Consider the following 5151-nt stretch of genomic DNA (forward strand, 5'->3'; position numbering starts at 1 on the left):
GAGAGCGTGCAAAAGTGGGGGAGATCGGTTTTGTCTGGCCGACACGGCTTAGTGCAAGGTTGCACAGCCTGCTCTGTTCGTTAGTCGGTGCCGGTTTGGCGACGCAGCCCAAATGCATTTGCCGTGAAGCGAGGCGGCTATCTCCAGCTCCGAGACGCGATGGGGCGAGAATTCCTGATTAAAAATCGCGACCCTGACTTGAGCCATGCAATGTGCCCCTTCGTCGGTCCAGCGCATCTGCTGCTTCTTGGCCATGCGGTGGCTGACGACCTGATTCACTGCGGACTCGGCTATGCCGCTGCTGATAGGTAGGCCCTTGCGATGCCTAGCGCCGTAGTTGCCCAACGTGCGCCCGTTGTTCTTCAGGTAACTGGAGACCGTGTTCAGATTCCACCACAGCGTGTTGAATTCGTATCCCTCCCTTGCCAGAAGCCGACTGTCCAGTGCCCTGATCCGCTCTAACGCCTTGTTGCCCTTGCCATGCCAGACCAACCAATTGGCGTGGATGATTTCCGTCTCCACCGACTCGCGCTCCATCGAGTCGATCATCTTGCTGCCGAACACGGAGCGCTGCGCCGCCTGGAATTTCATCGCGATGTGGAACCAGTCGAGAATCCGACCGCGAGCAAGCTGACTACCCTCGACAGTCTTCGCAAATTCTCCTGCGTCGTCGCTGATTACGGTCACGCGCTCATCGCTTGCCACACCGTTTTGGCTGAGAAACTGATCGAGTCGCGCTGCGGCCGACTTGACCTCTTTATGCACATAGGCGTACAGCTTTGGAGGACCGTCGGTGAACGTCGCTCGACCGGTCACGATGTTCACGTGGCCGCCAGTGCTTCTCAACTGGTCGCAACTTCGCAGCCACGCCGAATCAACGCTCACGGCGGCGACATGGCTGGATTCGCGAACCTGTACATCTGTCGCGGGTTGCGGCAGCTTCGCGATATCGCGCTCGATATCAGCGTCGAGCAGTTTTCCAAGGGTGTGAATCCGGTTCCGGGCGCCGCTGAACGAAATGCCCTTGTTTAGCGGCAGCACTTCCTTGAGCATGGTCGTGGCCTGTCGGTATGGCAGATGGGCCGCCCACTTTGCCTGAAGGTATTCCAGCTCCGGCGTGACGCGCCTAGTTAGGGTTTTGGACAAGGGATGCACGACACGCCGTGGCGTCTGCGCAGTCTGTTCGCAAGCACACGACCAGAGTCGCGGACTCTTCACGATCACTTTGCCGTACACAGTGCGTAGCACCGTCGAGCGACTATCCTTGTGGCGTAGGGGATCACCACAGAGCCCGCAATGGGCTTGGCCCGAGAGCCACCATTGCACCTGTTTCGAAATCAATTCGGCTTGCACCTTGGCTAGCAGCGATCGTCCTTCGGCGAGTGTCAGACCCAGTTGGTCAAGACTGCAGTCCCGGCGCTCAATCACGGCCAAAACTCCGTCGCCGTCATTGACCGTGTCGCTGTCTCCATCGGCCAACCTTGCTTCGATGATCAACCGCATGGCTTTCTCCCACCGTTGTGACATCGATCAGCGTACTCCAGACAAAACGGTTGCCGCGCAGAAAGCAGTATTGGCCGTCTCGGCGAGCCTCCCCAGCTTTTGCACGCTCTCCTTCGAGCGCGCTTAATTCAGTCAACTCGGATTGGCCCTTCCTTGCGGCATAAGGATTCCGGATTGACAGAATTCCGTCGAACGACGGGTACGAAGAAAGCTTCGGGAGAAAGCGGCCCCGGAGAACGCCGCAGCGACAAACTGGAACCAAAATCGCTATGTATTCGTCATACGGTCCGGCAAGGTTGCGGTTACCTCCATCATCCTCGCGAGCTGATTCGTCATGCGAAAAACGCGGGCGTCATGGCCCATAAAACGCGCGTGATCGTGTGTCCCATGGTTCGTCCGCTTATCGCTATGTGCGCGTTAGCAACGGCGGCACGTTTCTAAGGCCCACGTTTGCGGACCAACAGCTAGTCGGCAGTTCGAGTCAGGTCCGTCGTAGTGAGCACCGGGGCCCCCACCTGTCGCGTCGGATACTTCGTCGAGTCGGTCGGAGAATAGGCGGCTGATGGATGCGCGGGGCTTCGTCGAGGAGTGCTAGGTCCCCTCTGCGGCAGCCAAGAAACGACGACTCCAGCGTTTGAGGGCTTTGTCCCGGTAAGAAGCACGGAGGGACCGCGATAGCTATGCAAAGCACTACTTATGTTGCAAGGTCGTAGAATTGATCAGCGTCGGACAGCCGGATTCCGAGAGCACATTTCATCTTTCCTTTGGCTAACATGTGCATAAGCTCAATGCCGGCCAGAAGGATCCGGGCACAGCGGAAAGTTTTGAATCCCAGCATGGGTCGCGTGCGTCGCTTGATCGCTCGATGGTCCTGCTCGACAAGGTTGTTGAGATATTTGGATTGGCGGATCTTGATCGGCGTTTCACGATCATCATTGATGGCTTCGAGTGCGGCGAGATTGGCGCCGCTTCTGTCGATGGCCACCGTCTCGGGTACGCCATTCTGGGCCATCGACTTCTCAAAATAACGCTGGGCTTCAGCCTTGTCCCGATGGGTGCGTAGCAAAAAGTCAATGGTGTTGCCGTCCTTGTCGACGGCCCGGTAAAGATATCGCCATTCGCCCTTGACGCGGATGTACGTCTCGTCCATCCGCCAGCTCTTACCAACCGGCCGCTTGCGTCGCCGAAACGCTTTCTCAAGGAGCGGCAGCAGCTTGATGGCCCAGCGGTGCACAGTCGAATGATCGACCGAAACGCCGCGCTCAGCCATCATTTCTTCGAGCTGCCGCAGACTCAGCGGATATGCCACGTACCAGCGCACGCAAGTCAGGATCACGTCGAGCGGATAATGCAAGCGTTTGAGCACTCGGGCCACCGCCGGATTCAACGTCTTCATCGGGCTTTCAGCTGTTGATGTCGTTCCGCACATCATAGCGGACCGCCTTACTGCAACAGAACCCGACCTTATCTTAATGCATTCGGCAACACCATCCATGAGGAGAATCCGGGGACACCTTTCATGATGTAAAGTCAGGTTTGACTCCGCTTCACCATAATCATGGCTTGATATGATATATCAAGTAAGGCTGATCAACAGTAGATCTGACCTGCTTAGCGGCTTTGTCAACGTGCGGGGAGCGGGCCGTCCGAGAGACGGTGTGACGACCGGTCAGAAAGCGATCGACGGAATCCGGGCGATCTCGATAAATTCGCGTCAGGCGACGAATCGGGCAGCGGGCTGTTCGCGATAAAGTGAAGCGCGCAGTAGATGCCTCTTGAGCGCGAAGGTGCTGTCGACTCGGACCGACGCTCGACAGAAAAGGCGTTGAGTATCTGTTGCCGGCCGCTTTCATGCAGCGATTCCATTTTGGTAAAATCGCTGCTTAGTCCGTTGTCGTCCACGGTTCCGACCGACCTCAGAAACGCTTCAGGTCGAACAGTGCGATCTGAGCGTGTGGCTCGTTTCCGTCGTTATGAGCGCCGGCGCCGATCTTCACAAGTGCTCCGCTGCACGGCCCGGTAGATCGCTTCGCCGCGGTTATACGTCCGTATAGGCAAGTTACGCTAACGCGGCATCGGCATATCCCACCGTAGAGTAGATTCGCCTTTTGGCAAGACCTACTCTTCTCTCATCGACACAGCACTTGCCGATACGACAGCGCTAAGCTCGCGGTTCGGCCCAACGACCACATCGCCTCTTGAGGTGCCCGACCGGTTCCGCTTTATAACGTGGTCTCCAGGTAATCATCGTGTCACCTGTTCCGGATTGCTGTTGTTCAGTCGGGCTACCGCGAGTTGGCGCACACGTGCTTTTACGTTGGCAAGTTCCGGGATTTTCGGCCTTTGCCGCCAGAAGCGGCGCAACTGATCCGTGACGATCTTGAGGGGCGCCGGGCTCAGGGTCGATGAAATATCTTCTTGTTTTTATATGTTAAGGAACACGAATTTAAAATCATCGTGAGGGCCCTGGAAAATGAGAAATCTTTTCGCTGAAGATGACGCCGTTGCGCTGCCGCTGGACGTAGTGGGACTACGCGCCTGGATCAGCATGTGGTACGAACACGCTCTTTCGGTCGGCTTCATTCGGCCTCCGTATGTCCTCGACGAAGCGACCTCGGGGCGCCTCGAAAGCTATTACCGGTTAGGTCTGACCCCGTCGGAGAGTGCCGGCGTGATGTTCGGAACGTTGCACTGACCTGTATGTCTGCCGCAGAGCCGGGACTGGCTTCGTGGCCAAGAGTGTGGCGATTGATTTCCGATAGGCGTGCCGGGGTCTATTGACTTGCTTCATCGTCCGCGAACCGTCCGGTGCGTCAACCGGTAAGAAAGCGCCAGAAGGATTCATGCGATTGCCCGAACGAGCGAGTCGAATGATCGAATGAATTTCACCGTCCCTGTGGTCGATTTTCAGACCGCCTATACATCGGATTTTTTCTTCGCATGAACCTCCGTTTCTTCAAGCATTGGTTAACCGATCCTGCAACCGTAGGTGCAGTGGCGCCATCATCGCGTTACCTCGCCAATGCCATGGCCGAAGGCGTTGAGGCATTCGAAGCAATTGTCGAGATTGGAGCCGGTACTGGAGTGGTGACGGACTCGCTCATACGCCGGCACCCGTCAGCGAAGCTGATCGTATTTGAGCTCGCTAATCAATTGGCGGCCGAACTAAGAGGGCAGTTTCCGCAGGCGCATGTGGTCGGCGGCGCCTTTCATGAGAACCTTTCGGTTCTACGAGACTTGCCGGCAAAAACGATTTTTGTCTCCGGCCTGCCCTTTCGTTCGCTTTCGCCGCGTATCGTCGAACCAACGGTCGCGGCCTTCGCCGAACTCCTGCACGCGGATAAGGCACGACGCCTTGTGCAGTTCACTTACCAACCCAGAGTTCCTTTTACCGCCCCTAAAGGCCTGTGTTGGCATCGCATCAAAACGGTCTGGCTAAATACGCCACCGGCGAACGTCTGGCATCTCAGCAGCAAGGCCAACGGGCGCCGTAGCGGCGCTGTGCGCCCCGTCTCGACGCGCGCGGCTCGGGCTATATCCTCGCATACGCCAACACCTTGAACGATTTCACATTCCCGACTCCAAACGCCCAGCCGGGTCGCAGCTGGAACACGACGACGTTTCAAATGCTGTCAGTCTACGCCGTCA

4 protein-coding genes and 2 pseudogenes are annotated in these 5151 nt (G+C 57.2%); 2 read left to right on the top strand and 4 right to left on the bottom strand.

Annotated elements, in window-relative coordinates; all coding sequences use genetic code 11:
• Nucleotides 1-48 precede the first annotated feature (48 nt).
• From JWR14_RS37690 to JWR14_RS38675, 4 genes and pseudogenes are all read right to left on the bottom strand, one after another.
• Nucleotides 49-1503, bottom strand: coding sequence for an ISKra4 family transposase (locus JWR14_RS37690; RefSeq protein WP_299719794.1), 1455 nt, complete (start codon nt 1501-1503; stop codon nt 49-51).
• 694 nt (nt 1504-2197) lie between these two features.
• Complete coding sequence (locus JWR14_RS37695) at nt 2198-2899, bottom strand: IS6 family transposase (protein ID WP_299719796.1); 702 nt, start codon at nt 2897-2899, stop codon at nt 2198-2200.
• Between the two features lie 318 nt (nt 2900-3217).
• Nucleotides 3218-3323 (bottom strand): annotated as a pseudogene (locus JWR14_RS37700) (IS6 family transposase); the annotation flags it as partial.
• A 451-nt stretch (nt 3324-3774) separates the two neighbouring features.
• A pseudogene (locus JWR14_RS38675) lies at nt 3775-3897 on the bottom strand (IS6 family transposase); the annotation flags it as partial.
• A 79-nt stretch (nt 3898-3976) separates the two neighbouring features.
• On the opposite strand from JWR14_RS38675, the gene JWR14_RS37705 reads away from it, so the two are divergent.
• Nucleotides 3977-4198 (top strand): hypothetical protein, encoded by a 222-nt coding sequence (locus JWR14_RS37705; protein WP_299719798.1) that lies wholly within the window; start codon nt 3977-3979, stop codon nt 4196-4198.
• 245 nt (nt 4199-4443) lie between these two features.
• A complete protein-coding gene (locus JWR14_RS37710; RefSeq protein WP_299719801.1) occupies nt 4444-5064 on the top strand; it encodes a hypothetical protein in 621 nt (206 codons plus the stop codon).
• The last annotated feature ends 87 nt before the right edge of the window (nt 5065-5151 follow it).

Source organism: Caballeronia sp., from assembly GCF_028292365.1.
Lineage (GTDB): Bacteria > Pseudomonadota > Gammaproteobacteria > Burkholderiales > Burkholderiaceae > Caballeronia.